Below are 25,522 nucleotides of genomic sequence, written 5' to 3'. Positions count from 1 at the left end.
CGCTAATCCCCGTAGGTGAAGGCCGGTGCGTCCTTGCTTGCGCCCCAGTAGATGGGCCATTCGGACATCTGCGCAATGGCATAGAAAAAGCGATCGCCCTGGTGCCGGGCGCGGTGGTTCTCATCTGTCCAGCGCTCGGTACCGGTGCGGTTCCACTCGGCCATGCGGTCAATGATCGGCACGGTGATGCTGTTGCCCTCGGCGCCGTTGCCTGCAAACGAAAACCGCGCAGCGTCCATGCGACCCGAGAACAGAATGTCAGCGGCGTACTGACCCGCCTGGTCAATCACCACAAACAGCAGTCGCGCGTAGCGGCCACGACTGCCACGTACATTGGTTTCGGACAAGATGAACGAGTCCAGGCCGTTCAGCGTGACCTCCACCGACATGGGCGTGCCGGAGTTGTTGGTTTCCTGAGACTGGCCCACTTCGCCGAACTGACCCACGCCGTCGTAGGTAATGCCGTCGATCACCAGTTGGCCAGTCCCCGTATGGGCAAACACGCTCCCGTCGGCAAAATCCAGCTGGCAGGCGTACACCACCATGAAGTTGCCCTGCGCGATGATGTCGATCACCCGCTGGCTGAAAGGAAAGACTGCCGCCATCAGAAGGCCTCCCGAAATTGCAGACTGCTGTTCGACACCACCGGCTGAATCACCACCTGGTGCGTATCCTCAACGCGGCGCATCTCCGAATAGGGGTTGCGATATTCGACCGGTGTGCCCGCGACCAATGCACGGCGAATTCGCTTGTTGAGTGACACCTGAACCCTGCCCTGCGCAGTCGAGATGGCATCCTGCACCACCTCGAACATCTCGCCGGCCACCGTGATGTAGTCGCCCAGGGAAAACACCCGTGCGCTGGGCGTGACCCCGCCAATGGTCATCAGCATGGATTGCGATGCGCCGGCCACGACTACAGGTGCGCCGATATTGTCGGTGCGAGTCCGGGTAAAGGCGGGGATTTTCACGGTGCCGAACATGCCTTGCAATCGCCCGATCAATCCGGTCAGCTCGCGCTCGTCTTCATCGAACAGCGTGCCGAAGGTCAGCGTGCACTGCCAGCAGGCCCCCGGGTAGCCCACAATCTGCTGGGCGTTGGACAGGGAGGACGTGAACGACCTGTTGTTGTAGACCATTCCCCAAGCCATTTCAGAAGGCTCAAGCAGTTCAGGCCATTCGAGAGCCATACATACTCCTGGTGATATTAATCGGATCGGGTAGGCAGTTCTGAACCGGAAAGGATCTTGCTTATCTCCCCGCCCGGTCTGATTTTCCGACTGATTTCTGTGAATACAGAGGATTGGGTTTGCACTACCCAATTCTGAATATCGAAAACGATGCTGGCATCTATTTTTTCGGCAATTAGAACAGCAGTTATGCGCCCCATAATCAGCGCGAACTCGTCACCCTTGCTCCGGTAATCCGCTGCGGTATCGTCTTTATCGACACTCGAAAAGACTTCCTGCGACACCAGCGTTGATATCTTTTGCAGCAAATCACTGCGATCTACCTTGTACGAGCTCATCTAAGACTCCTGCGAAGTGCCTGCGAAATTGGACCATTTAACTTGGCATCCTGGGCAACCGACTGAAGAGCCTGCTGCGTGCCTTGGCGGACCATATTCTGCATCATCGCAAGAGTTTCTTGGCTGACATCGCCGTTGACGTGAAACACTTGAGTGATCCCTCCGAAAGTGTTCCCAGTTTCACTCTTGCTCTCAACAGCGGCAGCTCCGCCGCCGCCCACCATCCGTACGCCCAACGAACCATCAGCGGCCCGCGTCAATGGCATGATCGCCTCCGGACCTGCCTCGCCCATCTGGCCCGTCTTACCGCCGGCCATGCCGAATGATGTCGGGGTGGTGACTACCGAATTGGTGAAAGCGGCGCCCTTGGCAAACTTCTGCACGCCCTTGTCCCATACCCCGCCATCGGCTTGAAACACCGAGGCGATGGAACTGCCCCAACTGGTCGCACCAGCGGCCGACACCGCGCCGGCTAACGCCTTGCGCATCTGGATTCGGATCAAGTCATCCACGATGGAATTGGCCAGGTCCTTGAACGACAGCTTCCCGGTTTTGACGAACTGCGTCAGAGCATCCTCGGCGCCGCTGAACGTATCGGCGAACAGTGCATTCGTCTGGCCAGCGACATCAGCGGCACTGTCACGGTAGTTTTCCCAGGCCTTTGTCGCCCCGTTCTGCCACGTGGCCTGGGCGGCATCGATCTTGGTCCAGCCTACCTTCATCGCCTCGACCTGCTTGTCGCCGTACTCCTCGGTGAGCGTGATCTGCTTGTCCAGATCCTGCCGTTGTTTCGCGGTGGTCGCGGTGGCCAGCTCGGTGCGCAGCGCCAGCACCTTGTCATTGGTCTCACGCTGCAAATCGAGCATTGCCTGGGTGCGTTCTGACTCCTTGTCGCCCATCCCGACTGACGCGGCCATCGAGTCGTAGCCGGCCTTGGCATTTGCCAGCTGCTTTTCCAGATCCGCCTGGTATTTCATCGCCTGGGAAAGCCCGGTGGCGGAGGCCACCGTGGTGTCGTACTGATCCTTCAAATAACCCAGGCCACTGGCATACGCTTCAACTGACAGCTGGTTGTTCTGAAACAACAGGTCGAGCTGTTCGGTCTTTTCCTTGAGGTCGTCGGCTGCCGCACCCACCGGGTCGAACGATTTTTTCAGTGTATCGTAGGAGGTCTGGGCGGTTTTCAGCCGTTGGTCCAGCGCCGTGTCAGCGGCTTTGCGCGCCTTCTCGGCGGCCGATTCTTCCTTGGTCGCCGCCTTGTCCGCCTCCTTGAGCGCGTCTACCGCTTTGGCCTGCTCGCGAATTTTCGCCGCCAGCGCGCTCTGCGGGTCGATCTTCTCTTTGAGAATCAGCGTCTCGGCCTGCTCCAGGGCCGTCTTGTCCTTCAGGGTCTGGACCTGCTTTTGCAGCTGCTGCAGGTAGGCGTTGCCGGCATTGATCGCGGCACTATTGTCCGGAGCTTTAGGCGCATCGCCGCCGGCCATTTCCTTGGTCAACGCTTCCTGGGTTTTCTTGAACTTGGTCGCGGCGCTGTCAGCCGTGCTGAACGCACCCGCGCTTTCACGGATGGACCGTAGCCCCTCTTCCGGAATATGGAAGCGCTTGGCCAGGTCATCCACGACCGTCGACAACTGCTGTCCCGACGCGCGCGCCGCATCAAATTCACCGCTGACCCGGGTGCCGACCGTCGACCCCAGCGTCTGTCGGATGGTTTTTAGGAAATCACCATAGGCCGCATCTGCGCCTCTTGCCGCTTGCTCCTGGTCCTTGGCGACCTTGACCAGCTCGGCGCCCTGCTGGTCCTGAGTCAGTTTGCGAAACTCTTCGCGGATCTCCTGTATAGGGCGCTTGAGCGCGTCCAGGCTGTTGGCCACCTGTACCGTGTTATCGCGCATGGTCAGGAAGGCGATACCGGCGCCAATCGCCAGCGCCGCAATACCTGCCGGGCCGCCCAGCAACGACATGATGCCGGTGGAAACACCCTTGAGCGTAGCCTGCGCGACAGCCACCTGTGCGGTCGCGGCCCGCTCGGCCATCCGGGCCTCGGCGAGCTGGAGCGACATCTGGGTCTGCACCGCCGTGCCGCGTGCGGCAATCGCTTCTTTCTCGGCACGCACCACGGCCGACTGCGCGGCGATCGCATTGGCGCTGGCCACTTCAACAGCACTGGCCGCCTGCGCAATATTGGCAGACCGGGATTGCACACTGGCCGCCGAGCTCGATGCCAGGTTCGACAGATAGCCCACAAACGACGCCGCGACCTTGCCACCGAGAATCGCGGCCAGAATGTTGAGGTTGTCTACCAAAAAGCCGATACCGGCGCCAAGCCCCTCGGTAACGCCGCTCTTGGACATCGCTGTCAGGCGCTGGGTGACACTTTCGATGCCCGGCAGCATACCTGCCACCAGTTGACGTGAAGCCCCCGCGAAGGACGCCTCCAGCGCCTTGATCGACTGGTTGACCTCCACCAGGCGCGCGACCTGAATGTTGGACAGGATATTGCCGGCGGCCTCGGCCTGATCGCCTAGCTGCTTGAACCCTGCCCCGTTGTTTTTCAGCAGGGGAATGAGGGCAGTCGCCTCGTCCGCCATGGCCTCCATGTAGGTGGTCATCTGCTGTTGGTTCACGCCGGCCTTTTCCAGCGAGTTGTAATACAGCTGCAGGGCCTGTGGCCCGGACAGGTTGGCAAACATCTGTGCGGTGACACCAACCCGGGGCGCAATCTCTTTGAAGAAGTCCGCCATCTCGCCGCCGCCACGCGAAATGAACTCGCCGGCGCGGTCTGTCGTGTCCTTGTAGATGTCGGCCAGTTTCTCCTGCTCGACACCCACGGTCCTGGCACCGGCCGCCATCCGCTGGAATTCGGTGGTCGAGGTGTTGGACAACGCGGAGAGGTTGCGCACCTCCTGCGCGTACTCCGTGGTTTTGCTGGTGATGGCGACCAGCCCGGCAATGGCGGCCGTTGCCGCCAAGCCCATGCCGGTGAATGCTGAACTGATCGATCGCTGCAGTAGGCTGGCATTGGTGCCAGTGCGATCGAAGGCCTGGTCGACCGCGCCCAAGCTGCTGTCGATCTGGCCCGAGGCCTTGGCTACCGCGCTTTCGCCTCTGGCAATCTCTTGCCGCAGCTGGGCGGTGGTCGCCTCGATCCGGACCAACATGCCCTGGACATCGGTATCAGCCATGTGTGTCTCCGTGTGGTAAAACGCCGGCAGCCGGCGGGTTTAAAATGCCTTGCGGCTACTTGTCTGAGCGCCGTCCGGTGAGGACCTGGCGAAGCTTGTCAGCCACTGTCGAAGGCTTGGGTTTCTCAGTCGGCTTTGCGCCGCCAAATGGACTGGTCATCTGCGCCCATTCGATCTTTGCATCCATGGCGATGAAAAGTTCCGGCAACGGCGTACGCCAAGCGACATCGGGCGGCCAGCCGAGCCAGCCTGTCGCCACCGCAAACAATCGATCGACGTAGCTGCCACCCTCGACAGCGCTTACCCCTTTCCCGCTTCGACGTTTTCCGGCGTTGCACCGCGGGGGTTGTAGAGCGCTCCCAGATAGCCCGTGAGCTGGACCGCTAGATCCGAAACACCGGCCTGCCAGACCTTTTCGGGCAACAGCTCGGCGTCCTTAGCGCCAAGGCCCGCGCCGGCGGCGATTACCAGGGCCACGCCGTCTACGCTGAGCACGCGCATGGCTTCGGCCGCACCACGCAAACCACCAAAATGCGCCTCGATCTTGCGCACCGCGCCGAGGGTGACAGACAGATCAAAAGTTTCCTCGCCGACCTTGATGGCCAACGAACCGTGCAAAGTCTTGCTCATGAACCAGTTCCCTTATCAGGAAGGGGGGCCGAAGCCCCGGATGATCACGCAGCAGGGCCGGCCGCAATCTCGAGAATGTCGGAGTTAATGCCCAGGGTGACGTTGCGGCGCACCACATTGTCGGCGGCACCCGGCGCGACGGTGTTGTTCATCACCTTCGCCCGGAAATAAAACGTGGTCGGCAGGATCGCCGGCTGCGCGGCCGGGTCACCGTCGTTCAGGGTGATCTTGATGTTGTAATCACCCTTGGAGCGATCCTTGTGCGCCACCTTAATCGCCGCCTGGCCCACGTCACCGTTATCCAGTCCGACGGTCACGGTCAGGTCACCCGCGTCCGCGGTGCCCTTGTATTTGCGCACACGACCATCGCGTAGCGACGTGAAGGTCACCGAGCTGAAGGTGTCGCCGAATTCGCCGAGGTCTTCGATTTCACCGACTTCGCCGTAAGTGTCGGCCTTGTAAGCCGTTTCGGTGTCCGCGCCAGTTTTGGTGCCGAGTGCCAGTCGGCATCCGGCGGCTGTGTTGAGGTTGTCATCGGCCATGGGTATGCCTCCAAAAGCACATTGGATAAAAAGCCGCTGGGCGGCCAAGGGTTGGTTAGTGAGTGGTAATGATGCGGACCGTTATTGATCCCTGATACGTCACGCCGTCAGCGTCCCGCTGCGCATCGGCGCGCTCAACTCTTACCGAAACAGCGCGACCTGTCTCGAGTGGAAGCCGACGCTCATTCAAAGCGTCAATAATTTCCCCGTTTATACGCTTCACTTCAGCCTGGCCGTGCGCATCCGACCAGACGGACAGGTAGATCAGACGTTGATCGCGTTTGCGGCCATAGATGGGCGATATGTTGGTCGATATCTCCCGGTCAATGGACACGTAGGGCATATCCGTATTCATTGGCGCGCCATCATAAACGGGGCAAGAAACCTCTGCTTCAAGCCGCGCAAACAGCGCCTGTTGGAGAGCAACAGAAGGATCAGGCATCGGTCACTCCTTTGCTCGCTTTTTCCAGCGTATCGCCGATGGCTTTACGGATACTCATAAGGACCCACTCGCGATTTACATCGAGAGATGGCCGCAGCCATGGATGCGCAGGTAGTGGCGGAATGTCCGGAAACTTTCCGAAGAAGTGCGACCCATCGGTCTTGTTTGTCGCGCGGCGACTTCGGTTCTCCTCTCTTTTCTTACCGCTCAAACCCTTGGTGCCATATTCAAGGAATCTGAGGTAGAAAAAACGTCGGTTGTCTTTCTTTCCCCGGATACCGATTTGTGCGTCCAGGCCACTCTTGGACACAAATGCCTTGAGCGCTCCAGCAGCCTCACCGGTATCCCTGGGTACGAGTTCAAGCATGGTTTGGAGAATTTGGTCAGCGCCCTTTTGCATGGCCGGGCGCAATTGGTTGTCCATGTTCTGATGAATATTACGAAGGGTTTTGCGAAGTTTAAAATCACCAGACATGCGAGAGCGGCGACTGGCCAAGGCCTAGCCCTTTTCTTTTACAGGTTTTCCAGAGGGCTCAACCGCAGCCGCTGCCGGAGCAGCTGAATCGACTTTGACGGCAAGGCCTCGATCAATGAGGGCCTGGCCGGTCGTCGCGTCAGTGCTGAACTCGGCACCTTTTTCGACTTCGCCAGTTGCACCGGAAAGATTACCCAAAGCACGGAGTTTCATAATTTCCCCTTCAAGGATTCGGAACATTGGAGCACAGCAACCGCAGCATGGATTGAGCGTTATCAATCAACGATGCTTCGATTTTATAAGTGCCGGAGGTGTGGACTAAGCGGCAGCCAGCCAGCGCGGCAGCCCTGGGACGAATACGGATCTCGGCGCTGACCACTGCCTGTAGTTGCTCTGCGATCGGAGTGACACGTCCAGTCGGGAGGGTTATTTCTGCCCAGAGCTTACCCACTTCCAGCCATGTGGTATCGAACCCGCCGGAGCTGTTCTTCAGCAAAAGAGGTTGGAAGAGAGCGCAGCGATGCCGAAGCGGACCTGCTCGCATCACACCCCCCAGCCAACGCGATAAGGCGTCAGCAAGGACCGAGAACCCATAGGAATTTCGCTGGCGGTTGTGCCGACGACGACATCTTCGCGGTTGCTGTACAAGTTGCCCAAAATGAGCAAACACGCAGCTTTGATCGACGCGTTCACCACAACTGGATTGCGGTCGGCATCGCCGCGCAGCACAGCGCTCGCAAGCGATTGCGCATCTGCATAGAACTTTCGATTGAGATATTGCTCGGCCGCGTCTTCTGCGGCTTCGAGCAATACCTGGACGTGCGTGCGGTCATCCTCTTCCGCGCGCAAATGGAGCATTGCGACTTCGAGAGAGATCGCGTTCATGTCAGGATTTGGGTTTTTTATCGGTAGCCAGATCGGCAGCGATCAATGAAACCGCATCATGCTTCGGTGACTTATAGCCCTTGCCGCCCGCGCGGCGTACTTCCTTGCCGTCAAGGTAGCTGCGAAGCGGGTAGAGGGTGATTTCGCCCGTATCTCCTAGGCCGTTTGCCTGCGCATCAGGAACTGCAGCTTGCCCGACACCAGCGTGGGCGACCGCGGTTACCGATTCGCCAGCAGTCGTCGATGTTGCTGCGGAAAGAGGTTGTGCACCTTCGACAGTGCCTGTAGCACCATTCGCTGCGTCAGCCGGTTGCGTAGCAATCACGGGGGTCGAATCTGAAACGACAGGCTTGGCCGCATCGTTAGAATTTGAACGTGCCATTTTCATATCTCCAGAATCAGCGGGGCCGCCCAGGGGCGGCACTCAGTTACGAAGGGATCAGGCTGCGGTCAGCTCACCGGTGACGAACGCTTCCGGACGGTAAACCGCGAAAGCCAGGCGCTCTTCCGCGCGAATGGTGACCATATTGTTCTCGAAGTCCTTGTCGTTCTCAGTCGAGACAAGCACCTCGATACCCATCCGGTCGTAGATCTGCGCCGCCAGGCTGAAGGCGCCCACCAGGAACTGGTCTTGGACAATCGCCTGGGTTTCAACAACGGGCAGATTCCACAGCCGAGGGGCGGTGCCATCTTGCGGTTTACCAATGATGTAGCGACCTTCGGCGTCCTTCAGCAGCTCAATGGCGGCCCAGTCGATCGGGTTGAGCACGATGCCGGTAGATGGGAACTCGGCCAGCATGGCCTGGAGCAAAGCCAAACGAATGCGGTCGATACGCTGTTCTGCCTCGACCACGATGCCCGCAGGCGGCGCGTATGCCTGGGCCTGAGGGATGATGCCCTTCAAGTTGTTCCCGGTACCGTTGCCGTACAGCAACTGCGCTTCTTCGGCGAGCAGCAAGCCATACCGTGCACGGGCGTCGATGTAGCTCTGCAGCGCAGCAGCATCGTCGAGGATCTGCCGGCTGCCTTTGAACAGGTGAGCGACTGTGCGAACGTTCGCGTTTTCGAGCGCAAAGGTCAGTTCGCTGTATGGCTTCGCCAAGCCCTCACCCACGATCGCGGCGTTGTTGGTAAAGCCTGTCTCACGCACGTACTCGACAGCGTTGCTGTCGGTAGTGCCAGGTGCGACCAGTTCGCGGATAGTGAGGCGCCGCTGAGGCGCCAGAATCAAACCTACACGCTCCGTCTGGACAAGCGCACCACCGGAAGTCGGTACAGACGTGATGGCCGCGCGTGGAACCTCAACACGGCGCGAGCCGCGGAAAGAGCTGGTTACGCCCTCCTCGGTCATTTTCGCGGCCACGAGCTGACCGGCAGACTGCTGAACTTCTGGGTCATGACGCTTGTTGGCATTAACCAGCTTTTGCTCAGCGTCCTGCATGCGAGCCTGAAGCTCGCCCTGCTTCAGCAGCAGCTCGTCCACCTTGCCACGGGTCTCAGCCTGCATTTCACCGGACGCTTTGATTTCCTTCTCGGTGCGCTCGGCGTAAGTCTTGATCTGGTCGCCAACAGCTTTCAGGTCGGCCTGGGTTTGCTTCTGAGAAGCTTCAATCGCAGAAAGATCTTGGGGCATGGTTTTGTCCTTTCAGAAATGAAAAAACCGCCTCTAGGGCGGTCAGTAGTCGGTTGCTGTTTCAGTCGTTTAGCCCGTCGGAAATAGATTCCGAAGAGCTGACGCCTGGAGTGCGGTTTCTTCAAACGCAGATACATCAAGGGCAGCGCGAGGCGTACCCGGCACGACAGCGCTAGGCGTGTCGCCGCCAACAGCTTTACGCGTGCTGGTCTTGATTTCGGAAAGCAATTTTTTGCGCTCGGTGCGGGTCATGCCGGACTTCGCCAGCGCCGCGTCGAGCTTGCGCGTGGCATGGGCACTTGCCCGTTCTGGATCCGCATCCTCTGTAACTTCGGAAGCACTGATCAATCCGGTCGCGAAACCCTTTTCCACGGCATTCGAACCGTTCATATAGGTTTCGGCGTCGAGCATTTTTTCAATGGCCTTATCGTCCTGCCCGCTGGTGTCCGCATAGAGGCTGATCATGGCCCGATCAAACTCCTCCATGGTGTCAGCGAGCTCGCGAATTGCGTGCCGGTTACCAGCGAAGTAAGTCCAGCAGTTGTGGATCATCAGGAAAGCTGTCTTGGCGACTTCGCGCTTTGCGCCAGCCATCGCAATGACCGACGCCGCTGAAGCGGCCAGGCCGAGGACCTTGGTCGTGACCTCCTGCGAGTGCTCAAGGAGACGGTTGTAAATCGCGATGCCCTCGAACATGTCGCCGCCCGGTGAGTTGATGTACACCGTCACGGGCTTGTCGCCAATCGACCGCAGCGCCGCATCCACGCGCTTGAGGGTGACGCCCTCGCCATACCAGTCTTCACCGATGATTCCGTACATCGTGATGGTGTCGGTATTGGATTCGAGCGCAGCGCGCAGATCCGGATTCCATAAATCGAGCGCACGCGGGCTCAGCTCACAGTTGAAACTGCGAGCATTTACATTCAATGGCATGGTTACTCCTGAGCCTGGCCGAGCCAGTTCTTCAAAGCATTTTGAGCGGCTTGCCCGTCGGTGGACTGCCCGAGCTTGTCGATTGGCGCGAGGTTGGTCTGCACGGTGAGGACCGCGGCATTGCCGCCGTGACGTGGCAGGTTTTCCTTAACCCGGCATTCGTCCCGGGTCATGATTCCGTTCTGCGTCATCTTGCTGTACCACTCTGCCCTGCCCGTACTGTCAGCCTTGAGGAACGCCTCGAGCGAGAATTCTGCGTAATAGGACCGGCGGTCCACCGGGGTCAGTAGCCGCTTATTCACGCACTGCTGAATCTGAGTGGTGATGGAGCTAATGCTGAAGGTCAGAAACGCAATCATCTGCTGTTCAAGCCCGGTTCCCCAGTTGCTTCCTGCGTCAGTCTTGCCGACCATCCATGGCGGAACCCCAAACCAGCGGCATACCTCCTCGACGCTGTAGCCCCTAGATTCGAGAAGCTGCGCATCTACCGGGTTGATACCAATGGTTTCCGGGGTGATGCCCTGCTCCAGCACCGGTGAGCGGCCTGCGTTCAGCGCGCCGGAAACCTGCTTCACATAGTCTCGAAACTCCTCGCGCTGCTCAGGCTTGAGCACGCGATCCACCTTAAAAGCCACGGCTGGAAGCAAGCCATTCTTGAAAGTGCCGTTGGCTGCATCATCGGCCGACATAGCAGCGCCGAACACATCCGCACCATAGCGAATCGCTGACAAGCCGACCCTGCCGTCCAAGCTAAACGCAGGGATGTGGAGCATGTCTTGCCGCTCGATCTGGCGCCGCGCACCTTTGCGTGGTCGAAACCAGTAGGTCACCCTTCCGTCATCATCAAGATCGAGGTCCACTCGCCCCGGAAGCAGGAAGTCCAGAGCAATAACGCGCGAGCCGGCACGATGAATTTCCGCGTACGCATTGCCCCGTAGCAGCATCGAAGCGACCATGGCCTGCCAGAACTGGAAAGCGGTCATGTCCTCATTCGGGCTCGTATGGATGACGTCATAGAGGGCGAACGACCGAGCATCCTCACGGTCACCGTTCTGCTCGCGTCGATAAACGCCCATCGGCAGACCTGCAACCGAAGTCGAGACGATCCGAACGCAGGACCACACGGCTGAGAGTTGCATAGCATTGTCGACGGTCACTGTCTTGCCAGAGCTTGACTGGCTACCTCGGAACTGGCTCCAAAAGCCGCCATCGCTCAGATTTATCGACTTCCCCAGCCACTCGCCGAGTGAAGCTCTCGGAGCCCGAGCCGCCCGGCCCAATACGGCTGATAAGGATTTATTCACCGATCAGCCCCTTGCGCACAAATCCAGCGATTAGAAGTAGTGCAACACCGCCGGCGATCAAGGCCCAGCCCAAGCCTTGGAGAACGTAAACGCCCGCAACGGCGGAACCGAACCCGCAGAGTGCGAGCAGAATGAATAGGAGCAATGGGTTCATACGATGATGGGGTTCCTGATGGCGGCCATGAAGTCGTCATTGCCCCTGCCTTCAGGGTTCAAGGAAATCAGGGACACTGCGTTAAATAGGGCCATTAATGGATCGATCTTTGCCGACCCGCTGGCCTGCTTGGTGATCAGGATGGAGTTTGCACGCGGCTCGACTTTTGCGTTACCGACGCACCAGGCCATCATCGGCTGCCCGCCGTGCTTCATGCCTCCTTCAGCCAACTTGCGCTCGGCCGTCTTGATCGCCCCGCCCAGCTTCCAGCCTTGGCTGACAGCAACAATCTTGTCCGGAGGGATTTCGCGCTCAATCATCGCGTCGTAAATTGCGCCGATTCCCACCGGGTCGACACCGACCTTATCCAGTAGGCCAGACGCCTCTATTTGCTCAACCAGATCTGCAACGTCGTTCACGTCATCGCCGATGCGCACAGACAACGTGAGATTGCCATCCTTCTCGAAGTCATTGAATCGCGGAGCCTCGGCTTTGCGTCGCTCAAGCACCGAAGGGTGGGCCCAGGCATGGGTCCAAACGAGCCAGTCACGTGTGCGCTTGTCGCGCCCCACCGCGGCGAACCCCAAAAGATCGTCCAGGCCACCGCCGTCGATGCCAACGTCAATGACTTCCGACATGGAGATCAGCATGTCCAGCGTCAGCACTGGAACAGCGGCTGCCATCCAGAAATCTGCGCCTGCCCAACGATCTGAACGAAGTGCCAGGCCGATTTCAACGTTCAGGTGCTTCGACATGAAGCCGAGAATTTCTGACTCGCCGGCCTCCTCCGCCTTCTTCATCTCCCGGATCAGGAATTTCTCGCTGACCGAATAACCCAGGTTCGGGTTGGTGATGTAGAAGTTTTCAGGATTGCGGTGCTGGTTTGCCTTGAGTATCCGGTCAGGAAACTCGTAGATCACGGGCAGGAAGTTTGGATCAATGATCTTCCCGTCGCGGACACCGCGGGCGTACTGCAGCTTTTCCCGGAAGACGCCCGCCGGCGGCTGGTCAGACTGCGTAGTCAGGTAGATGACAAACCCTTCCGGCCTGGAGGCCAGGCCGCCAGTTGCTTCTCGCAACATGTTCGCCGCGTGCGGGTTCTTGCCAAACAGATGAAGCTCGTCGACCAGAACAACGGCCGCTTTCTTGCCGCCCACCGTGTTCTGGTCAGCAGCGACTACCTTGAGCGTCGCACCTGACTCGCGATGCGTGATAGTGCGGACATGATCCTGGACGTGCAGTAACGCCGAAAGCTCTTCGTCATGTTTGACCATGTCGCGCGCCGGCGCATAGGCGTTATTCGCAACCTCAATGGTGGGCGCCAGGATGATGAACTCGGCCGACTGCCGCCAATTTCTGATCAACACCGTGAGCATGATCGCGGCGGCGATGGTGCTCTTGGCGTTCTTTTTACTGATCAGGAGAAAGAATTCCTGAATCAGACGCTCACCGGTGTCGCCGTTGTATGCACCGAATATCGCCCCGGCTAAGTCAGTGATCCACGGGGCACACGACTCACCGATGAGGGGGCTACCCGGGGCATCGACAATTTTCAGGTCATTCAAGACCTGCATGCACGCCTGCGCCTCAGCAGGAAACAGAGGCGGGAACGGTACAAGTGACTGGCGGTTAACGATTCGCGCTTCCCAATCTGGGCACGACGTGTCCCAGGTGGGTTGGCTCAATTATTTCACCGATCGTAAATGGCTAGGAGGTGGAGCCGATGCTCCAAACTTTCCTTTTGACGCCGCCTTGGCCGCGTTTTCTTTCTCCTGCTTCTTACCTGCATCGCCCGGCTTTTGAACAGTAAAGGCAGCCAGAGACTTGGCGGCTTCAAGCCGAAGTTTTGGGTCCATGTCGTCGTCGGCCATCATCGACCTGAAAAACGCTAGCGGGTCTTCATCCAAAACGTCCGGCGATACGGCTGCGCGTTCGACGGGCTCAATTGCGGGGGTTAATGCATGTCTCCCCGCCTTCACCGGCTTCGCTTTAACATCAGCTTTAACATCAGCTTTAACACCGGTTTTAACATCGGTTTTAACATCAGCTTTAACAGGGAAAAGCGCATTGAGCTTATGCAGTTCGCGGATGACGTCCGGATCCTTCGCAAGCCTGGAGCCCGCGGCCGACGCGGTCTTCCCCGAACATCCGGCCGCGATGGCTGCGTCTTTGTTGGACGCACCTTCCCTCACTGCGACGATAAAAGCGCGCTTTTTGGAGGTGAGTGCCATCTTTAACAAAAACCTGTGAAGGGGAAAAAATCTGTGCGTGCGGTCGGGGGCGGTGTCCGGAGCGAAAAGTGCCAAGGTTTCGACCCACCCCCTCCGAAAATGAGAATACCTCTCATTATCTTAAGTTTCCGTGCATTTCGCGCGATCTTGCCTGAATATCTAAGCCGATCGACTGTCATCGCGACTCTACGTCGCTCTGAACCACACGTTGTGCACGGCTAGGGGACCTCAGACTCGGCCAGCTCCGCGCGCTGATTCCTCGGCGGTCTTGGCCTTATGACAAGGCACACAAAGCGCCTGCAGGTTGGCTTCGTCATCTGTCCCGCCCTGCGCCACGTTGATGATGTGATCGACCTCGAGGTCAAGCGTGACAGTGCTGCACGCTTGGCATGTGTACTCGTCCCGAATCAGGATCGCTGCGCGTTTGCGTCTCCAAGGTCTGCCGCCACGGCCAGAACCCCAGCCGCCATCACCTTCATCAGCTACAGGCGATGCGAACTGCCGCCCGGCAGCCTCTGCCATCCGCGGTTTAAGCGCTGTAAGTCTGCCCATTCAATGTTCCCTCATGACGTGGCATCAAGCGTTTAAACGCACAGGTCGAGCATGCCATCAGCCAAACCTCACCTACCCGCGTGTTTTGATCTTCTGGGTAAATTCAGATTACCGAATCCAGCCTCCAGTCGTTCGACGAAATTGCTGACCCAGTCGCGGTGAAGAGCTAAGCGATGGATGGGAGCAAGGCGCGTAAGGCTTGGCCCATGCATTGCTTAGCCATGCCAGGAAACCAAAAAGTGTTGAAAAACAGGCGCATTGGATTTGCAACAGCAACCGCTGTCACGGTCAGCATGCCGAGGAGAAAAATGTGAGATTCAACGAGTTTGACCAACTATCCCAAGACTACAAACTACTTTCAAAGCAGCTCGCGGAAATGAAAGCAGGAACAACATGCGATGATCCTGGGCTGCTGGACGCGTTGATGGAGCTATCTGAAGCCACCCGCAACCTCAGAGTTAGGCTGGAGGATCTTAGGCGCGCCCAGCTTCCCCAGAAGACTGCGCCAAAAAACAAGCCTGCTCTGCGACTCGTAAAGTGAGCTGTAGCTATCCAGTCATTTACCCCTGCTGCGCTGGATCTGAGCGTCGACTTGGTCAGCGCACGTATCAAGCAATTTGATAGCCTGGTCCTTCAGCTCCCACACGTCGCCGTTGTCACGCAGATCGGTGTCGTCTGTATTGACCCGCTCGCATGGAATCAACTCAGGGGCTTCCAATCTTATTGCCGTTGTCTTTGTTACCAAGGACGGCTTTGCCGCGCAGGCCGTCAGGCAGAGGCTGAGCAGCCCAATCACGAACAGGTTTGCTATTGCGCTTGAGGTCATCGAAATCCTTCCTGGCCTTCTTGGCCTTGTCTTCGCTGGCCTTGATGCGTTTGTTCAGGTCGGCGGTGTAGGCAACATTGCGCGCAGCTTCGGCTTTCAGCGTGGTGATCGTCGCCTGGCTTTCCTTGTTGGCATCCACGGCGACTTGCTTGGCATCGCGTTCAACAGAGACGGCGCTCTGCAACGTGACCACCCGGATCTGCTGGATAGCAATGAGCAACGACATGACGATGCCGATGACCACAGCGACAGCGATGATGCGCAACGTCGAAGCAGCTTTGGAGACAGCGACAACAGGTTCTAGGCTCATACCGAGTCCGCCTTGCGTCCGAGGAAACGGATGATCAGCTCCCTGATGGCGGTCACTCCGATGAAGCCGATGGTGCCGCCGGCTCCTACAGACAAGCTCGACGGCCATGACATCCATTCAATGACGCTGCTGGCCGACAGGCTCAACGCGCCACAGATGAGCGCCTCGAAAACGATCCGCCACTTGTTCTGTTCCTTGGCCTCATACAGCACACGGAGCAGCGAAATGGTTGCGGCCATGATCGCCCCTTGCCAAAGTGGGTTACTGAGGACGAGCCAGACTTGCGCCCAGAAGTCGGGGTTTTTCTCAGGCATGTTCGACATCCGACTGTCCTCCCTTGCGGGGAGCAGAAATGAAAAAGCCCCGGCAAATGCCGAGGCTCGAAGTAATCGCGCGTCTTTCGAAAGTCTTGGCCAATAGCAGGCTGGGCCTGTCAGCGGATGCCAGCCCCACATGCTATTGTCAGAAATTTATCAACGTCGACAGCAGGTATAGCCGTGGATAAAACAAGGATCATGCAAACAGACTTATTCGAAGTGAGAAGCACCGCAGGGAGGGTCTACGAGATAAGTGAACAAACGATGCAGATAATGACTTCGTTTCGAAATGGCTCCGACACGGGCTGGTTGGACGGACCCAAGCGATATGTAGTCAATAGCGGGGGTTCCGTAAGGAGAGTGAGCGAGAACGAATTTTTTATCATCGCCTCGGGCGAAACCGCGACTCGCTTGGCCTGACATAGTACGAGGGATCTTTACCGATATGCGGCTGACGCCGCTAGTGGAACAGCGTGGTGCCCGGAAGACAGATGCGTAATAGCGCCGGACAGAAGTCCGATCACTGTTCTGTCTGAAAAAGCTTCGCCGGACTTCAAAAACGAAAAACCCGGCACACCGGCCGGGTTCTGAATTGGTGTGCGGCTGATGTAACTTTCGCACTGTGAGAAATGTATCTGAATTTTCCATTCAATACAAGGGATTTATGCCGCCCCTTCACCAAGCTCCAAGTGAATCACCTGCCAAAGTGGCGATTGAGCCTCTATATCCACTTCTTTAATGGTGGCCTTCAGCAAATCCCAAGTCGGCTTCCAGTCCCGATTCCAGTTATTAGGATCGACCACCAGCCCGTAAAAGGCCTTCATCTCCTCGGCCACGCGTGCGGGCCCCCATTCAGGCGCGCCTGTAACTTCACATTTGAATGACTGCAGGGCCGCTGTCACCAGGTATTGAGCGCGTGCACGGCGCAGCGGGGTGAGTTCCGACAACTCCGCGCGGGTGGCGATCAGCAGGACGGCATTCATCACGTAGCGCATGTTCGGCATCGGCGAATACATGTAATGCCCGAACTGCTGCACCTGAAACGGCAGCGTGGCGATGGCGCGTTGAAACTTGCCCATCATCGTCAGGTGGGCGGCCCGCGCCGTAGAACGACCCGCAGGTGTTCTGCGCGTCTCGCTGATGCTGATCCGCTGGCCCAGCACCGGAAAGCGCCCGGCCTTTTCATTTTCCTCCGTGCCCATAGCGGGAAAGAACGCCTCGCGGCGCTGTATCCGCGCCTTGCTCTTCTTGATGCCTGACTTCGCCGTTTCGATTGCGACCGCCGAGATTGAGGCCCCGGATTCGTGCTGCGAATCTGTCCAGGCCTGACGAGCTCCTATCAACTTCATGTGCTGCTCTCCCCAATCAAATAGTCGTGCCGGTCAGTCGCCGGTCCAATGCGAGCCGCCGGCGCCCCGGCGGTTGTTCTGTTCTTCTGTGCCGCGATTGTTCGCCCGGGCCAGCGCAGCGACGGTGTTGCGGAGCCGCATGCTCAACTGAGGCACCAACTCTTCCAGCGGCAGCGGTTCGCCCGTTGTCTGGCAGATCCAGCCCGACGCATTGCAGGCGGTGCAGTCGATCTGGTGAAAAATTCCATTGGTGCTGCCAGCGCCGCGGCAAAGGGCGCACTCCATCAACGGCTTCATCTGGCGGCGAAATTCTGGTCCGTGGCTCTTCTTCACTGACTGGCCTCCATCAATCGGGCGTGAATGGCAGTCAGATCAACCTGGCCGTTATCGTTGCTGGCCGGAATCAAGATCTCTCTGCCGGACATCATGTGCAGCTCCAAAACCCACCGGCCGCCAGGGCTGAGTACCACCTGCATCGAGCTGATATCGCCTGGCTGTACTGCCAGTTTTCGGCGCGGATCGACCAGAATCATCATTTTGAAACCTCGCCATTCACAATGTTAGAAACAGGCTCGCAGGCCACGCCGTTCGCGGCTTGCGCAGGGTTTTGCGAATTTTCATATTGGGTGTCTATCAGGTTGTGGATCGAATTGAAGCCGCGCTCATCTAACCAGTGGTGCCACTTCTCCAACGCGGCCAACCGCTGCGCCCGTGCCTGGGTGTTGATGTAGGTGGACGCGATCTTGCCCAGCGAATGGTTGAGCAGCATCTCGCCGATATGACCGTCAATGCCGAGGTCGGTCCATGCGGTGCGAGCCACCTTGCGCAGGTCATGGCTGGTCCAATCTCCACGACCTATCCGCCTGAACACGGCACTGGCCTGCCCTTCGCTGATGGCCCGCCCACGACGTGACGGGAACAGGTAGATCCCCTCGTACCCCTGGCTGATCTGGATTGCCCGGTATCGGGTCAGCAGCGCCTTGGTCTGAGCGGTCAGCGGTAGGCGATGCTCGGTCCGGGTCTTAGTGTTCTCGGCGGCGATGAACCACTCACCGTCCGGGAGCGAGACGTCGGACCAGCGCGCCATCCGCGTCTCGCCGACCCGCGTGCCGTGGCACAGCATCATGATCGCCAACATGGCCTCGCCCGGCTGGATCTCGAACAGGTCGGCCAGCATCGGAACCACTTCCACCAGGTGCACGCCGCGCAACCGGGCAGCCTTGGGCATGATCCGGGCCTTGGTAAAGTCCACGAACTTCATGTCAGCCATCGGGTTCTTGTCGATCAGTCCCAGCTTGTAGGCCTGGAGGAAGGCGACCACCAGCAGCACGAACAGCTGATGCACGTACGACAGAGACAATTTCCGCTGGCATGGCCACATCAATTCCTTGTCCAGCACGGCGGCAGTCAGATCGCGCACCGGGACATGTTCAAGCCTGGGCTTCAGGTGACACTTGATGGCGGACTTGGCCCCGGCCTTGCGCTTCGCCGACAACGACCGGTCCAAGCTCATTCGGTTGCCATACCAGTCGATCAGCTGGCCGCACGTGGCCAGGCCGCCGAGCGCCACGGTGGCCGCCGAATCCCGAAGCAGGCGCTGACGCAGCGCAGGTAGTTCGGCCAGTACCGCGGCGGCGCCCAGGTCAGGGAAACGTGCAATATGGTTCCACACCTTGCCCTTGACCAGATACCACGACCCGCGCTGACGATCCTGACCGAAGCGCAGGTACAGGCCGGGGTGACGCGGGTCGCGCAGGTCGTTCACGCCTGGGTCGGCGGCCTGCCGTCGGATCTCGGCATCGCTGAACTTCACCGTGCGGGTCTTGCTCATGCGGCCCCCACTGTCGGGGAAAGGCGCAGATACGCGCGCAGCTTCTCCATGGCGTCAAAGTGTCCCCGGCAAACGATGGCGAGATAGCCCTGGGCGTTGAGCGCGGCGATGCGCCTGTGCTGTTCGGCCGACACCGGCGCGTCATTCGGCGGCGTGGCCTTGAACTCGATGTACAGGCCAAACCACCCGCCGCGAGCCATGGTCAGCACCAAGTCAGGGATGCCGGCGACAACGCCCTGCTTCTTCAGGCCCATCGCGACCTTGATGTGCCGGTGCCCACCGTTCGGGACGTGGTAGATCAGCGCGAAGGCTTCCGGGTGCTTGAGCTGAATCTCTGCCAGCAGCGCGGCCTGCTCCAGCCCCTCGCGATCGATGCGAGGCGCGCGTACGGCCTTGGGCTTGAATGCCTTCATTGTGGGGGCTTTCAAGGCAATACCTTCAGGCCGGCGGCCTCGATGAACTTCGCACAGGCATGGCGCATTCCGGTGGCGGCGTAATAGGCGTCCATGTGGCTGTCGTCGATGCCTTCCTCGGAATCTTCTGGCACCGATGGCGCGGGCGGGAGTTCGATCACCAGGCCGGCGCGGGATGCCTGCCATGCTTCCCAAGCAGCCTGAGTTTCAGTCCAGACGTAGTACCCGGACTCCATTTCAAGACGGAAGCCTTCCACATCTTCAGAGTCGTCCCCGTAAATCAGGTGTGGCTTCGCCCAGGCCTCAAACTCTTGACGCATTTTCAATTCGTTCACAGTGCCACCTTCCCTTCTCGAAACAGAATGTCCTGAGTGCGCATCACGCCCTCTGCCAGATAAAGCCGAACCTCGTAGCGAGTCAGCTCCCCCGGTGCGCGGAGCCGGCCATCGGCGATGTCATGGCAGTAGCCGCAGGCCCAGGCCGCTTGGAAGTCGTTGGGCTTCATGCCCATCCCGCAGGTGCCAGCCAGGCGGTAGTGCGCAAGGACCGTGGTGGACGATTCGCACCCACACCCCGGAAAGCGCACTTGGCATTCGCGGTCACGGGCGGCTTCCGTCAGCCTGCTCATAGGAATGCTCTGGCGCGGCGGGCGCGCAGTTCGGCCAAGGCTTTATTGCCCACTTCAGGGGTAATTTTTGGTGACGGCGCAGCGAGCTCGGCTACGGGCACCGGCGCCAACTGCTCGCCGCGCCAGACCTTGCACACTTGGACCGAGTAACGCTTCTCGAAGCTGGCCAGCCCAAGCTCGCGGGAGAGAAGCGGCAAGCTGTGGAAGCCTGCGGCCGCGGTGGCGTGATACACCGCCGGGTGAAGCCATTTGGCGGTATCGCGCATCACTGGGTGGCAGTTGCGCAGGGCCTGCTCGTAAGCGGATTCAACGCTGGGCAGATTCAGCATCTCCGGCGTTGGCACGCAGCCCTGAATGAACTTACCCACGCTGGGGATGAAGTCGGAAGCCTCGGCGCGGCAGCGCATCAGGCCGATATCGATCTGTTCCTGAGTGCAGATGCCATTCTCGATGAAGCCCTGAAGCCAGGTCTTTTTCGATTCCAGATAGGACTTCTTGTCCGGCCAGGCCTGCCGCCATGCGGTGCGGATCGAGCGCAATTCCTTGAACAGGTGGTTGATCACCTGACCGGTCTGGCGGGCCTGATCCTGCTGAGCCTGGGCTGATACGGCGGTGCTCGCTTCGACGAACTCACCGGCGTGAACCTTGGTCATGGCAGAAGCTGCGTAGGTGGCGACCGTTTTCATGAGTTCACTCCGTCCATCCAACTGGTGTCATCGTCGTCGGTGCTGTCGACCACCGTGGTGCCGGCGTTGCTGGTGCGGTCGCGTTTGATCCAGGAGGCAAGGCGGTATGCCCAGCCACCGTTGCTGTCGATAGTGGCTGGGCGAGCCAGATAGAAACCCTTGAAGCTGGCAATCAGCTTGGTGGTCGCGGCGTCGGCCGGCAGTGCTACGATTTGGAGTTGGGCCGAGAGCGCCTTGGCCGACGGCTCCCAGCCAGCGAACATGCCGAAGCGTTGACGGTCGTCAGCCGCTTGCAGGGCTTCGAGGTCCTGCTCGAGGACAGCGCCCAAAATCTCGCGCCGCTGCAGCTGTTCGGTTAACTGATGGTTAAGTGATGTATTGGGTGCAGCTGCTGCACCCCGTTCTGCGTTTTCCTGCACCCCGTTCTGTTGTGAGCTGCACCCCGCGCGGTTATCTGCACCCCGTTCTGTACGGGGTGCAGCATTTGCACCCCGTTTAAGTTGGAGGTCATACACCACGGGGCGGCGGTCACGGCGATCAATGTAAGCCGCTGCAATGGCTTGATTGCCCTCGGTGATGAAGCCCGCCTTCTCCAGCTCATCCAACTTCAGGCGGACGGTGCGCTCGGACAGCCCCGTATGTTTGGATATAGTCAGCGCGGATGGAAAAGCGCCGCGACCTTCAGGACCGGCATAGTTCGCCATGCACAGCAGCACGTGGCGGGCAGCAGGGTTTTCCAGAGAAGACCTGGGGATTTCCATAGCCCAGGTCATTGCTTGAACACTCACAGTGCTGCTCCAATATTCTTTTCGGCTAAGTAGGTCAGGCCTTTCGGTGTGATCAGGGGTTGATACGCTGCGCGATCCGCACCGGTCTCAGCATCAGGCTTGAGATCGGTCACCTTGTGGACCATGAAACCCCGGGTGATCTGAGGCTGATACGCGGTCCAGCGCTTCGAGCCTCCGCGGTGGAATATCCAGCGGTGTGCTTCAAGCCAAGTGAAAAGCTGGTTCGGGGAAAGCTGGAGCTGTTTGGCGGCATCGCTTATGCAAATCGAGCCGCCGGCGGCAGCAAGGCGATTGATTGCCGCGACTTTGGGCGCCTGATGGTCAACCAAAAGTTGGAGGCGCTGGCTCTCCTTCGCCTGATCAGCTGCCAACTGCAGGGCTTCGGCGTAGTTAGCCGGGATATGGAGACGGCCATCGGCCTGATCTTCCAGTTCCTGCCAGCGGTCGACGAGTCGTGCCGTGAATTCGGGGCTGAGCTGGGCGACCACCACAAAGCTGTCGCGCTTGCACAGGTAGTAAACCGATTCAGTGCGCGGGCGGCCCAGTGAGTCGTTGTTTTGTTCGTCCCCCACTGGGGGTTGGACGATAGTTCCGCGCTGAACTAGGCGTGCGATCGACTGCTTCACCTTGTCATGGCGAGAAGTCAGCAGATCGGATATTTCGCGCGACGACATAGACTGACGCGCCATGTTCTGGCGCATTGGGAAAACTGACGAATCAGTTCGCCTCGAAGCTGGCGGGACGCTCGATGAATAGTTCATTGAGCACCACCACAAATAGGTGAGAGCTGCCGTGATAGCATTTCGGCGCCACCAAGCACCAAAACAACCAAAACGGAGCTCTCATGAACGCAGATGACGATGTCGATTACAAAACTCAGGTACCTCCTTTCCGCAATCCGCCGCCACCCCCTACGCCGGCACCAAACCAAGGAAGCTAAGCCATGACCTACAACCGCACCATTTACGAGGCAGGAATGGACATCGACTACGCCATCGAGCTGCACTCCCGGCACCTCAAGCTTTACAGGCACATGAAGTGGATATTCAGTCTGGTTTTCTTGGCCAGTGGTGCGGCTGTTTTCAGCAACCTTGCTGCACTTGGGGATTACGCGAAATGGCTCGGCGCTGCTATCGCCCTGTGCGCAATTGTCGAGCACCTGCTTGGACCAGCAGAGAAGATTGCCAAGCATGCAGAGTTGAAGCGTGAGTGGTGCGTACTTCGAAGCGAGAAAGAAAATGCCAGCTTGAACGACATCGACAGAAAGATCAGCCTGCTGACCGGGGAGGACGTACACATTGTCAGCGCGCTTGAGGTCCCAAGCTTTAACGCAAACTTGCGACGGCACGGGCGAGAAGAGCTTGTCCGGAAGATCGGCGTGTGGGAGTGGTTTGTTTCTGCCATTGCGTAGCGCGGTATGTGTCTGCATAATCGAGCCCTCAGTGTTGTTGAAGAAGCCGGTCTAGCCACCGGCTTTTTTTTGCCTGCGATTCAGGCGATGTAGGTGTCCGGCGCATCCGTGGTAGCTTTTGGCTTCCACACGAAAAGGCCTCGGAGGCCGGACATGACTGAAAAAATCGAAGAATTGGTTGTCAGACTCCACCAGCAAAAAGGTGAGATTGTCGGGATAAACACCATGCTGACTGCGATGGCCAGGTGCTTGCCTCCAGTGCTCCTTGCAAGACTTTTGAACGAATTCGAGCAAGAACTGAAGCACGCAAAATCCGAGCTTTCGTACCAAGCCATTCCTGACGAAGTCATTTCGGGTCTCGATGATTACGGTCGGATGTGGGAGGGCTTTCGGTCCGACACACCCCGTTCTTAACCATCGCTGCGTACCAGATCTTCCGCGCCGGCTCATCGTCTCTGAGAAATGCTTCCAGGTGGCGACCGCGCCCCGTTGAGTAGCCAAGGCTGTATGCGAACATCAGCGCCACGATGCAAACGAACACCTGAGTGATTTCTGTCATCTCAGGCCACCTTCACGGATGCTTTGAGTTGCGCCAGGGCATTCTCAGCGTGAGCGATCTCTTTCAAGATTCGGGCGCGCTCGACCTGATCGACTCGACCGTCAGCCATTGCCGAGTGCGTCTCGACAGTCACTTCAGCGAATTCGAAAGCGGCCCGGCCAAGCGCTTGGTGAATGTCGATCGCCACTGGCTGCTCGACTTTGGCGATTGAGTAGCCGAACTCGCCGGCAAGTGCAGCCAATGGGCGCATGTCATCTGTGTGCAGTAGCAGCGCGTACAGATGCTTTACGTTGAACCACGCGTTGTCGTAGTTCGCGTTGGCACGCTGGAGCAGGCTCACTGGGGGCATGTTCATCAGCGTGGCGAGATTCTTGGTTTCCGCCTCTTCAACGACGACGTCGCATGCCCTGAGAAAATCCTGCATTCCTAAAACCTCACGTTTGTTTATGTGGCTTGGTGCCATCACGCATTGCAAAATGTTTCTACCAACTCACTGATCAAGGACGCTCCATGACCGACTCTTCCGAACTGCAGGGCGAGATAGCTGCCCTTCGCTGCTTTGTGGCTGCCTTGGCATCCCCCCTTCCCTTGGCTTGTCAGATCAGGTTGTGGCCTTCGTTCGAATCAAAAGCCGGTCCGTTGCGTGATCTGTTGAGCAGTGAGGCATCGCGGGGCTTTGAGCAGACGACCGTGTCGCTAAGTACGAAGCGCCATGGTTAAGCCGCAGATTTTTTCGCTTGCTTCTCTGGCTTTGCGAGCTCGTCATGCATCAAGTCAATAGCTCGGCCAGCGATGTAGCTGGGGTTGCTGATTTGGCCGTTACGGATTCGGAAGATCGTGGAAATGTCGCAGTTAGCTCGGGTCGCGATAGCTTTGTAGGTCATGCCCGAGCCCAGCAATGCATCCAGTTTGATCGGGAGTTCGGTAGCGCTCATGGCTGCCTCCTGTGTGGTTATGCACATAATCATGCACCAGTGCATATCTGTCAACGATATGCACTATTGATGTATGCACCGCCCAAGGCGACGATTGCACTCATGCATAAATCTATCGATAAAATTCTTGCTGAACTGATGCGCCGGCAAGGCTTAAGCCAGGTTCAGGTGTCGGCTCGCGCCAAAGTAGGTCAGTCGACGATTTCCAGAATCCTCAAGCCAAACGGTCCAAAAGGAATCAAGGAACCAACTGACAAGCAGGTTCGCCCATTAGCAGAGTTGTTTGGGGTTACCACAGACCAGATGCGCGGGTTTTCGCCTTTAGATGTGGGCGCTCCACCAGCGGAAACTGCCGAGGCGCCGTCGGCCTCTTCGGCGGCGGACAAGCTGCGCGAGATGTTGGCAGGCAAGTCTCTGGGTGATGAGAAGCTGCAAAAGCTTCTGGCGATCGCAAACGGTGATGAGGTCGAGATAGCTGGCGGCGTACTGGTTCATGACGCCTACAAGCCGAGCAAGGTTGGCGACGAAGTGTGGATTGCGCACTACGACGTGAGGGGTGCGCTCGGAGGCGGCGAAATTGCGCACGACTTCCCGGAGATGCTCCAGGACGTGCGCGTCAGCCCTTCCCAGCTCCGCTCTATGGGTGTTGAGTTCAAAGAGCACTACCACCTGAAGATGATTACCGGCTGGGGTCAATCCATGACGCCAACTATCAAGCATGGTGACCCGTGCCTGGTGGACATCAGCATCAAAGAGTTCATTGGCGATGGGATCTATTTTTTCTCGTACCAAGGCTTTCAGTACATCAAGCGTCTGCAGATGAAGGGCAAGGAAAAATTCAAGATGCTCTCGGACAACAAAAAACACCCCGCCGATGACATTTTCATCAACGAGACCTACATCCAGGCGCGCGTTTTGTTCGTCTGGAATGGGAACTTAGTTTGAGTGACGCTAGCATCATTCGAACCCGAGGAGG

37 protein-coding genes are annotated in these 25,522 nt (G+C 58.5%); 4 read left to right on the top strand and 33 right to left on the bottom strand.

Translation table 11 applies throughout. The features are described from left to right. Positions 1-2: 2 nt before the first annotated feature. From ABQX22_RS13740 to ABQX22_RS26925, 18 genes are all read right to left on the bottom strand, one after another. Entirely contained in the window at positions 3-605 is a 603-nt protein-coding gene (locus tag ABQX22_RS13740) for a hypothetical protein (protein ID WP_349800365.1), read from the bottom strand. Continuing rightward, entirely contained in the window at positions 605-1,189 is a 585-nt protein-coding gene (locus tag ABQX22_RS13735; RefSeq protein ID WP_349800363.1) for a hypothetical protein, read from the bottom strand. The genes ABQX22_RS13740 and ABQX22_RS13735 overlap by 1 nt, the downstream gene beginning before the upstream one ends. Positions 1,190-1,206: 17 nt before the next feature. After that, complete coding sequence (locus ABQX22_RS13730) at positions 1,207-1,527, bottom strand: hypothetical protein (protein ID WP_349800361.1); 321 nt, start codon at positions 1,525-1,527, stop codon at positions 1,207-1,209. Further along, entirely contained in the window at positions 1,524-4,589 is a 3,066-nt protein-coding gene (locus ABQX22_RS13725; RefSeq protein ID WP_349800359.1) for a phage tail tape measure protein, read from the bottom strand. Before ABQX22_RS13725 ends, ABQX22_RS13730 begins: the two co-directional genes overlap by 4 nt. 423 nt (positions 4,590-5,012) lie before the next feature. Continuing rightward, a complete protein-coding gene (locus ABQX22_RS13720) occupies positions 5,013-5,342 on the bottom strand; it encodes a hypothetical protein (protein WP_349800357.1) in 330 nt (109 codons plus the stop codon). A 44-nt stretch (positions 5,343-5,386) separates the two neighbouring features. Beyond that, the gene (locus tag ABQX22_RS13715; RefSeq protein ID WP_349800355.1) at positions 5,387-5,884 is read right to left on the bottom strand and encodes a hypothetical protein; all 498 of its coding nucleotides are present in this window, start codon (positions 5,882-5,884) and stop codon (positions 5,387-5,389) included. Between the two features lie 55 nt (positions 5,885-5,939). Then, entirely contained in the window at positions 5,940-6,326 is a 387-nt protein-coding gene (locus ABQX22_RS13710; protein ID WP_349800353.1) for a DUF3168 domain-containing protein, read from the bottom strand. Continuing rightward, complete coding sequence (locus ABQX22_RS13705; protein ID WP_349800351.1) at positions 6,319-6,822, bottom strand: HK97-gp10 family putative phage morphogenesis protein; 504 nt, start codon at positions 6,820-6,822, stop codon at positions 6,319-6,321. The genes ABQX22_RS13710 and ABQX22_RS13705 overlap by 8 nt, the downstream gene beginning before the upstream one ends. A 3-nt stretch (positions 6,823-6,825) precedes the next feature. After that, the gene (locus ABQX22_RS13700; RefSeq protein ID WP_349800349.1) at positions 6,826-7,014 is read right to left on the bottom strand and encodes a hypothetical protein; all 189 of its coding nucleotides are present in this window, start codon (positions 7,012-7,014) and stop codon (positions 6,826-6,828) included. Between the two features lie 10 nt (positions 7,015-7,024). Next, on the bottom strand, positions 7,025-7,345 hold the full coding sequence (locus tag ABQX22_RS26930) for a head-tail adaptor protein (RefSeq protein ID WP_441005281.1): 321 nt from the start codon (positions 7,343-7,345) through the stop codon (positions 7,025-7,027). After that, positions 7,345-7,686, bottom strand: a complete 342-nt coding sequence (locus ABQX22_RS13695; RefSeq protein ID WP_349800347.1) for a head-tail connector protein — start codon at positions 7,684-7,686, stop codon at positions 7,345-7,347. Before ABQX22_RS13695 ends, ABQX22_RS26930 begins: the two co-directional genes overlap by 1 nt. A 1-nt stretch (position 7,687) precedes the next feature. Further along, positions 7,688-8,068: a hypothetical protein gene (locus ABQX22_RS13690; RefSeq protein WP_349800345.1), complete on the bottom strand. Its 381-nt coding sequence runs from the start codon at positions 8,066-8,068 to the stop codon at positions 7,688-7,690. Between the two features lie 57 nt (positions 8,069-8,125). Then, a complete protein-coding gene (locus ABQX22_RS13685; protein ID WP_349800343.1) occupies positions 8,126-9,319 on the bottom strand; it encodes a phage major capsid protein in 1,194 nt (397 codons plus the stop codon). Positions 9,320-9,388: 69 nt separating this feature from the next. Beyond that, entirely contained in the window at positions 9,389-10,252 is an 864-nt protein-coding gene (locus tag ABQX22_RS13680) for a head maturation protease, ClpP-related (RefSeq protein WP_349800341.1), read from the bottom strand. A gap of 2 nt (positions 10,253-10,254) precedes the next feature. Beyond that, complete coding sequence (locus ABQX22_RS13675; RefSeq protein ID WP_349800339.1) at positions 10,255-11,409, bottom strand: phage portal protein; 1,155 nt, start codon at positions 11,407-11,409, stop codon at positions 10,255-10,257. Positions 11,410-11,706: 297 nt separating this feature from the next. Continuing rightward, on the bottom strand, positions 11,707-13,284 hold the full coding sequence (locus ABQX22_RS13670) for a terminase large subunit (RefSeq protein ID WP_349800337.1): 1,578 nt from the start codon (positions 13,282-13,284) through the stop codon (positions 11,707-11,709). Between the two features lie 111 nt (positions 13,285-13,395). Continuing rightward, positions 13,396-13,941, bottom strand: coding sequence for a terminase small subunit (locus ABQX22_RS13665; protein WP_349800335.1), 546 nt, complete (start codon positions 13,939-13,941; stop codon positions 13,396-13,398). Between the two features lie 228 nt (positions 13,942-14,169). Beyond that, entirely contained in the window at positions 14,170-14,463 is a 294-nt protein-coding gene (locus ABQX22_RS26925) for an HNH endonuclease (protein WP_441005289.1), read from the bottom strand. Between the two features lie 229 nt (positions 14,464-14,692). Between ABQX22_RS26925 and ABQX22_RS13660 the strand changes: the two genes are divergently transcribed. Continuing rightward, entirely contained in the window at positions 14,693-15,034 is a 342-nt protein-coding gene (locus ABQX22_RS13660) for a hypothetical protein (RefSeq protein WP_349800333.1), read from the top strand. A gap of 15 nt (positions 15,035-15,049) precedes the next feature. Here the strand turns inward: ABQX22_RS13660 and lysC are convergent, their stop codons facing one another. The 13 genes from lysC to ABQX22_RS13600 all read right to left on the bottom strand — a co-directional run bounded on the left by lysC (position 15,050) and on the right by ABQX22_RS13600 (position 22,402). Continuing rightward, positions 15,050-15,289: an Rz1-like lysis system protein LysC gene (gene lysC, locus ABQX22_RS26920; protein WP_441005280.1), complete on the bottom strand. Its 240-nt coding sequence runs from the start codon at positions 15,287-15,289 to the stop codon at positions 15,050-15,052. Continuing rightward, entirely contained in the window at positions 15,198-15,629 is a 432-nt protein-coding gene (locus ABQX22_RS13655) for a hypothetical protein (protein WP_349800331.1), read from the bottom strand. Before ABQX22_RS13655 ends, lysC begins: the two co-directional genes overlap by 92 nt. After that, a complete protein-coding gene (locus ABQX22_RS13650) occupies positions 15,626-15,952 on the bottom strand; it encodes a phage holin, lambda family (protein WP_349800329.1) in 327 nt (108 codons plus the stop codon). Before ABQX22_RS13650 ends, ABQX22_RS13655 begins: the two co-directional genes overlap by 4 nt. 656 nt (positions 15,953-16,608) lie before the next feature. Further along, positions 16,609-17,295: a hypothetical protein gene (locus ABQX22_RS13645; RefSeq protein ID WP_349800327.1), complete on the bottom strand. Its 687-nt coding sequence runs from the start codon at positions 17,293-17,295 to the stop codon at positions 16,609-16,611. Between the two features lie 33 nt (positions 17,296-17,328). Further along, complete coding sequence (locus ABQX22_RS13640; RefSeq protein WP_349800325.1) at positions 17,329-17,628, bottom strand: hypothetical protein; 300 nt, start codon at positions 17,626-17,628, stop codon at positions 17,329-17,331. After that, a complete protein-coding gene (locus ABQX22_RS13635; protein ID WP_349800323.1) occupies positions 17,625-17,831 on the bottom strand; it encodes a hypothetical protein in 207 nt (68 codons plus the stop codon). Before ABQX22_RS13635 ends, ABQX22_RS13640 begins: the two co-directional genes overlap by 4 nt. After that, complete coding sequence (locus ABQX22_RS13630) at positions 17,828-19,126, bottom strand: tyrosine-type recombinase/integrase (protein WP_349800321.1); 1,299 nt, start codon at positions 19,124-19,126, stop codon at positions 17,828-17,830. Before ABQX22_RS13630 ends, ABQX22_RS13635 begins: the two co-directional genes overlap by 4 nt. Continuing rightward, the gene (locus ABQX22_RS13625; RefSeq protein ID WP_349800319.1) at positions 19,123-19,539 is read right to left on the bottom strand and encodes a VRR-NUC domain-containing protein; all 417 of its coding nucleotides are present in this window, start codon (positions 19,537-19,539) and stop codon (positions 19,123-19,125) included. The genes ABQX22_RS13630 and ABQX22_RS13625 overlap by 4 nt, the downstream gene beginning before the upstream one ends. Positions 19,540-19,550: 11 nt before the next feature. Next, a complete protein-coding gene (locus ABQX22_RS13620; RefSeq protein WP_349800317.1) occupies positions 19,551-19,874 on the bottom strand; it encodes a hypothetical protein in 324 nt (107 codons plus the stop codon). After that, positions 19,871-20,167, bottom strand: coding sequence for a nuclease domain-containing protein (locus ABQX22_RS13615; RefSeq protein WP_349800315.1), 297 nt, complete (start codon positions 20,165-20,167; stop codon positions 19,871-19,873). The genes ABQX22_RS13620 and ABQX22_RS13615 overlap by 4 nt, the downstream gene beginning before the upstream one ends. Continuing rightward, positions 20,164-20,853, bottom strand: coding sequence for a replication protein P (locus ABQX22_RS13610; protein ID WP_349800313.1), 690 nt, complete (start codon positions 20,851-20,853; stop codon positions 20,164-20,166). Before ABQX22_RS13610 ends, ABQX22_RS13615 begins: the two co-directional genes overlap by 4 nt. Continuing rightward, positions 20,850-21,614, bottom strand: coding sequence for a helix-turn-helix domain-containing protein (locus tag ABQX22_RS13605; RefSeq protein ID WP_349800311.1), 765 nt, complete (start codon positions 21,612-21,614; stop codon positions 20,850-20,852). The genes ABQX22_RS13610 and ABQX22_RS13605 overlap by 4 nt, the downstream gene beginning before the upstream one ends. 23 nt (positions 21,615-21,637) lie before the next feature. Beyond that, on the bottom strand, positions 21,638-22,402 hold the full coding sequence (locus ABQX22_RS13600; RefSeq protein ID WP_349800309.1) for a phage antirepressor KilAC domain-containing protein: 765 nt from the start codon (positions 22,400-22,402) through the stop codon (positions 21,638-21,640). Between the two features lie 182 nt (positions 22,403-22,584). Between ABQX22_RS13600 and ABQX22_RS13595 the strand changes: the two genes are divergently transcribed. Both ABQX22_RS13595 and ABQX22_RS13590 read left to right on the top strand, forming a co-directional pair. After that, the gene (locus ABQX22_RS13595; protein ID WP_349800307.1) at positions 22,585-23,052 is read left to right on the top strand and encodes a hypothetical protein; all 468 of its coding nucleotides are present in this window, start codon (positions 22,585-22,587) and stop codon (positions 23,050-23,052) included. Positions 23,053-23,205: 153 nt separating this feature from the next. Continuing rightward, on the top strand, positions 23,206-23,466 hold the full coding sequence (locus tag ABQX22_RS13590) for a hypothetical protein (RefSeq protein ID WP_349800305.1): 261 nt from the start codon (positions 23,206-23,208) through the stop codon (positions 23,464-23,466). Between the two features lie 146 nt (positions 23,467-23,612). Here the strand turns inward: ABQX22_RS13590 and ABQX22_RS13585 are convergent, their stop codons facing one another. Further along, the gene (locus ABQX22_RS13585; RefSeq protein WP_349800303.1) at positions 23,613-24,035 is read right to left on the bottom strand and encodes a phage regulatory CII family protein; all 423 of its coding nucleotides are present in this window, start codon (positions 24,033-24,035) and stop codon (positions 23,613-23,615) included. Positions 24,036-24,327: 292 nt separating this feature from the next. Continuing rightward, positions 24,328-24,546, bottom strand: a complete 219-nt coding sequence (locus tag ABQX22_RS13580; protein ID WP_349800301.1) for a hypothetical protein — start codon at positions 24,544-24,546, stop codon at positions 24,328-24,330. Positions 24,547-24,648: 102 nt separating this feature from the next. Between ABQX22_RS13580 and ABQX22_RS13575 the strand changes: the two genes are divergently transcribed. Continuing rightward, the gene (locus ABQX22_RS13575; RefSeq protein ID WP_349800299.1) at positions 24,649-25,491 is read left to right on the top strand and encodes a LexA family transcriptional regulator; all 843 of its coding nucleotides are present in this window, start codon (positions 24,649-24,651) and stop codon (positions 25,489-25,491) included. Positions 25,492-25,522: the final 31 nt, after the last annotated feature.

The organism is Xanthomonas sp. WHRI 1810A (assembly GCF_040202885.1).
In the GTDB taxonomy this organism is placed as follows: domain Bacteria; phylum Pseudomonadota; class Gammaproteobacteria; order Pseudomonadales; family Pseudomonadaceae; genus Aquipseudomonas.
The sequence above is the reverse complement of the archived record's forward strand: the minus strand, read 5'-3'. Positions and strand labels throughout refer to the sequence as shown.